4 protein-coding genes and 1 pseudogene are annotated in these 4,942 nt (G+C 73.0%); 3 read left to right on the forward strand and 2 right to left on the reverse strand.

Features of this window, described 5'->3' with window-relative positions; translation table 11 throughout:
- Window positions 1-98: 98 nt before the first annotated feature.
- Window positions 99-767 (reverse strand): hypothetical protein, encoded by a 669-nt coding sequence (locus tag OOT08_RS14730; RefSeq protein ID WP_325093542.1) that lies wholly within the window; start codon window positions 765-767, stop codon window positions 99-101.
- Window positions 768-840: 73 nt separating this feature from the next.
- On the opposite strand from OOT08_RS14730, the gene OOT08_RS14735 reads away from it, so the two are divergent.
- Window positions 841-1,326 carry an Lrp/AsnC family transcriptional regulator gene (locus tag OOT08_RS14735; protein WP_325093543.1) on the forward strand — a complete coding sequence of 162 codons (486 nt, stop codon included), beginning with the start codon at window positions 841-843 and terminating at the stop codon, window positions 1,324-1,326.
- A 6-nt stretch (window positions 1,327-1,332) separates the two neighbouring features.
- Here the strand turns inward: OOT08_RS14735 and OOT08_RS14740 are convergent, their stop codons facing one another.
- Complete coding sequence (locus OOT08_RS14740) at window positions 1,333-1,953, reverse strand: class I SAM-dependent methyltransferase (protein ID WP_325093544.1); 621 nt, start codon at window positions 1,951-1,953, stop codon at window positions 1,333-1,335.
- A gap of 145 nt (window positions 1,954-2,098) precedes the next feature.
- On the opposite strand from OOT08_RS14740, the gene hflX reads away from it, so the two are divergent.
- Together hflX and OOT08_RS14750 are read left to right on the forward strand one after the other, a co-directional pair.
- Entirely contained in the window at window positions 2,099-3,715 is a 1,617-nt protein-coding gene (hflX, locus tag OOT08_RS14745) for a GTPase HflX (protein ID WP_325093545.1), read from the forward strand.
- 208 nt (window positions 3,716-3,923) lie between these two features.
- Window positions 3,924-4,942 (forward strand): annotated as a pseudogene (locus OOT08_RS14750) (5-methyltetrahydropteroyltriglutamate--homocysteine S-methyltransferase); the annotation flags it as partial.

A 4,942-nucleotide genomic window follows, 5' to 3' on the forward strand; every position in this document is an offset into this window, starting at 1 on the left:
AGTCACGGATCATGGTGCGGACTTTCTCTCGGGGGGTCTTGGCGGGCTGGGAATACTCGGTCGTCTCGGGGAACGTGGGCGGCTGCGCGGTCCTCGGCTCAGCGCCGCAGGGCGAGGCCGAGGGGATCGCCGAGGTGCCCGGCGATGCGGGCGAGGAGGGACCCCGGGGCGCGTCCCCCGGACACCCGCAGGCCCAGGGTGAGCACGGGGCGGACGGCGAGTTCGCCGTCCGTCGCCCAGGCGCGGTCCCGGACCGCGCCGAGGCCGAGGGCCGCGAGTGCGCCGGGCGCGAGCGCCGGGGCCCCCGAGTCAGCGGCGAGCTCCGTCACCAGCACGGTGCCCGGGGGCAGCGCGGCGAGCGGGGCGGAGCTCGCCCCGCGCAGGAGCGTGCCGAGGTCGGCGAGGCCGGGCAGGGGGCCGCTGCCGGGTGGACGCGTTGCCGCGCCGCTGAGCCGCGGCTGAATGAGCGCCGGGCCGTCGCCGCCGGGGCCGCCCAACGGATCCGAGAGCAGGAACGGCTGCCGCTCGTGGCCCGCGGGCAGCAGGCCCTCGTCCGCGAGCGCGGCGAGGACGGCCTGGGCGGCGAAGAGCGTGAGGGAGGGGGCGCCCGAGCGATACTCGGGACGCTCGCCCAGGCGGGCGCGGAGCCGGAGCAGCTCGCCCGCGTCGATGGAGCAGAATTCACCGGCCGAGGCGGGCTGAACGCCCGGGCCCGGCCCGGTTTCCGTGTCCCCGAGGGGGCGGGGAGCCCGCAACGCCGTTGTCATGGTTCGAGTGCATCACACGGCGGAATAGTGATCAAGAGCGACGCGTGGCTTTGATCAAAATGATCACCTCGGCATGAAAAACTCGGCTACTCTCGTCAATATGACCACCCTGGATGACATCGACCGCCGGATCCTCCGGGCCCTCGACGAGAACCCGCGGGCGACGGTGCAGCTGCTCGCCCAGCAGCTCGGCTACGCGAGAGGCACGGTGCAGAGCCGCGTCGAGAAGCTCTTCCGGCAGGGGCGGCTCCGGCCCAACAGCACGACCGTGTTTCCCCGCGATCTCGGCTACCCGGTGCGGGCCTTCGTGACCGCGGAGGCCAATCAGGACGAGCTGTCCACCATGATGACGGACATCGCCCGGGTGCCCGAGGTCGTCGAGTGCCTCGCGATCTCGGGCAGCGAGGATCTGATGCTCCAGGTCGTCGCGCGCGACGCCGAGCACCTCTACGACATCACCCAGCGGCTCATGCTCTGCCACGGCATCCGGCGCACCTCGACCTCGCTCGTGCTCCGCGAGCTGATGGCGCACCGGATGGATCAGCTCATCGGCGATTGACCGGGCTCAGCCCGCGGCGGACCCGTCGCGGACCTCGAGGATGCGGAACCCCTTGTGGTTCGCGATGCGCTCCACCGTGAGCCGGGGGCCGAAGGTCTCCTCGATCCAGCGCTGCAGGGACTCCGCGCCGAGGTGCTTGGCCACGACCAGGTGGGCGACCCCGCCCGGGGCGAGCCGGGGGAGCCAGGTCTCCAGCAAGCCGTGCAGGACCTCTTTGCCGACGCGGATCGGCGGATTCGACCGGATCGAGGCGAAGCGCAGCTCCGCGGGGATCTCGGCGGCGTCGACGACCCGCAGGTTCGTGAGCCCGAGCTTCTGGGCGTTGCGCCGGGTCAGCTCGCGGGCGCGCTCGTTCACGTCGAGCGCCCAGACGCGTGCCTCCGGAGATTCGAGGGCCGCCTCCAGGGCGATGGGCCCCCAGCCGCAGCCGAGGTCGAGGATCTCGCCCGTCTCGGGCGGCTCCGGGGCGAAGCGCAGCAGGGCCGCGGTGCCCGCGTCGAGGTGCTCGGGGCTGAACACGCCCCCGGCGGTCACGAGCGTGCGCTCCTCGCCCGCGAGGCGGACCCGCACCTCTCGGGGGGTGAAATCGCTGCCCGGGTCCGGGGTGAAGTAGTGATCGCTCGACATGCCCCCATTATCGCAGGCCGTCGGCCCGGCCCGACCACCGCGCGCACCCTGGCGAGCGCGAGCCGTGGCCTGCGCGGCCAGGGTCCGCCACCAGCGTAAGAACGCCGGGTGCGTTCTCAGGCCCCGCGGGTAGAATGGGGGGCATATGACGAGCACGAATGATTCCACGCCCCAGCAGCCAGACCGCGATGACGCGGCCAACACCGAGGGTGGGGTCCCCGACTCCTTCGACGCCGACGACGCCAGCGGGACCGACGAACTCCTCGACCGGGTGCTCAGCCGCGCCCCCGAAGACGACGCCTCCCGGGTCACCCGTCTCGGCCGTGCCCAGGCCCTCGACGAGCACGAAAGCGCCGACATCTCCGAGGCCGTGCGCGCCGAGCGCGAGGACCGCCACGCGCTGCGCCGCGTCCCCGGGCTCTCCACCGAGCTGGACGATGTCACCGAGGTCGAATACCGCAAGGTTCGCCTCGAGAACGTCATCCTGATCGGCGTGCACGCACAGAGCGACACGACCGAGGCCGAATACTCGCTCCGCGAGCTCGCCGCCCTCGCCGAGACGGCGGGAGCGGTCGTCCTCGACGGCATGCTCCAGCGACGCCCGAGCCCCGACCCCGCCACCTACTTCGGCAAGGGCAAGGCGCAGGAGCTCGCCGATCTGGTCGCCGCGCTCGGCGCGGACACCGTGATCGCCGACAACGAGCTCTCGCCCAGCCAGCGGCGCGCCCTGGAAGACGTGGTCAAGGTCAAGGTCATCGACCGCACCGCCGTCATCCTCGACATCTTCAGCCAGCACGCGAAGAGCCGGGAGGGCAAGGCCCAGGTCGAGCTCGCGCAGATGCAGTACATGCTGCCCCGCCTCCGCGGCTGGGGCGAGTCGATGTCCCGGCAGGCCGGTGGCCAGGTCGGCTCCGCTGGCGCCGGGATGGGCTCGCGCGGCCCCGGTGAGACCAAGATTGAGCTGGACCGCCGCCGCATCTACTCGCGGATGGCCAAGCTGAGCAAGCAGATCGCGGCGATGGCGCCCGCCCGCGAGGCGAAGCGGGCGAACCGCAAGCGCAACGAGGTGCCCTCGGTCGCGATCGCGGGGTACACGAACGCCGGGAAGTCGAGCCTCCTGAACCGGCTCACGGGCGCAGACCTGCTCGTCGAGAACCAGCTCTTCGCGACCCTGGACACGACCGTGCGCCAGCACGAGACGGGCGACGGCCGCGAGTACACCCTCGCCGACACCGTCGGCTTTGTCCGGAACCTGCCCCACCAGCTCGTGGAGGCCTTCCGTTCCACCTTCGAGGAGGTGCGTGACGCCGACGTGATTGTGCACGTCGTCGATGGCTCCCACCCCGACCCCTCCGCGCAGCTGGACACCGTGCGCCGCGTGATCGCCGAGGTCGAGGCGCAGGGCATCCCCGAGATCGTCGCCTTCAACAAGGCGGACCTGATCGACGAGAACCAGCGGCTCGTCCTGCACGGCCTCGCCCCCGACGCGGTCTTCGTCTCGGCGAAGACCGGCGAGGGCATCGAGGAGCTGCAGGCGCGCATCGAGACCGCGTTGCCGATGCCCAGCCGCGAGGTCTTCGCCGTGATTCCCTACGACCGGGGCGAGCTGATCGCCGAGCTGCACGGCCGCAACCGGATCCTCGCCACCGAGTACGTCGCGGAGGGCACCTGGGTTCGCGCCCTCGTCAGCGAGGAGATGGCCGCCAAGCTGGAGTCCCTTCGGGTGCCCGCGAGCGCGAAGCCCGCGGCCCTCACCGAGTAACGTCCCGGGGCGCTCGCCCCGGGAGCGGCCTGTCACGGGCCGTCATGGAGTGTCACTGAAGGTCACGCCCCGGCACGGCCCCGCCGTCCGGGGTTAGCGTGGGGGCGTCAACGACCGTTGGCCGACCGTCGGGCTCGTTCCCCGGCGCCGTCGAACGCCGCTCGCGCGGGGCTCCTGGCCCTCGCGCACCCAGCCGAAGGACGCCCCCATGACGAGCACCCCCGCACTTCCCGAGCCCGCACTTCCCGTGGCCAGCCGCCCGGCCGGAGCCGAGGCCCGGCCCGGCGCACCGCTGCCCGCGGCGACCGTGCTGGGCTACCCGCGCATCGGGCCCCGCCGCGAGCTCAAGCGCGCGGTTGAGGCGCACTGGGCGGGGAACCTCGACGAGGCCGGGCTCGAAGCACGCGCCGCCGAGTTGCGCTCCCGCACCCGCGCCCGGCTCGTCGAGCTGGGGCTGCCCGCCACGGGCGCGGCGGTGCCCGAGAGCTTCAGCACCTACGACCAGGTGCTCGACGCCAGCGTCTGGCTCGGCGCGATCCCGGCCCGCTTCGGCGACCTCGCTGGACTCAGCGAACTCGGTCGCACCTTCGCGCTCGCCCGCGGCACCGAAACGCAGCCGCCGCTCGAGATGACCAAGTACTTCGACACGAATTATCACTTCAGCGTCCCCGAGCTCGCGCCCGACAGCGCGCTCGCGCCGAGCGCCGCGGAGCTCGTCCGCCGCTTCCGCGAGGCCGCCGCGCAGGGCATCGAGACCCGTCCCGTGCTCGTCGGCCCCGTCACCTGGCTGCTCCTCGCAAAGCCAGCGGCGGGCGCGCCGGAGGGCTTCGCCCCGATCGAGCGCCTGGACGACGTCGTCGCCGCCTACGCCACGCTGCTTGCGGAGCTGGCCGCCGCGGGCGTCACCTGGGCGCAGCTCGACGAGCCCGCCCTCACCTCGGACTCCCTCGGGGTGCCGCGGACCGAGATCGCCGCCCTCGTGGCCCGCGCATACACCGCGCTCGGCGGGGCGACGGCGCGCCCCCGCATCCTGCTCACCACGCCCTACGGCGACGCCTCCGCGGCGCTCGCCACCCTCGCGGGGCTGCCCGTCGAGGCGATTCACCTGGACCTCGTCCGGGGCTCGCTCCCCGCGGAGCTGCCCGAGCTGGGCGACACGCAGCTCGTCCTCGGCCTCGTGGACGGCCGAAACATCTGGCGGACCCCGCTCCGCCCCGCCCTGGCGAC

Origin of the sequence: Leucobacter sp. M11 (assembly GCF_035726885.1) — a bacterium.
In the GTDB taxonomy this organism is placed as follows: domain Bacteria; phylum Actinomycetota; class Actinomycetes; order Actinomycetales; family Microbacteriaceae; genus JAPFRB01.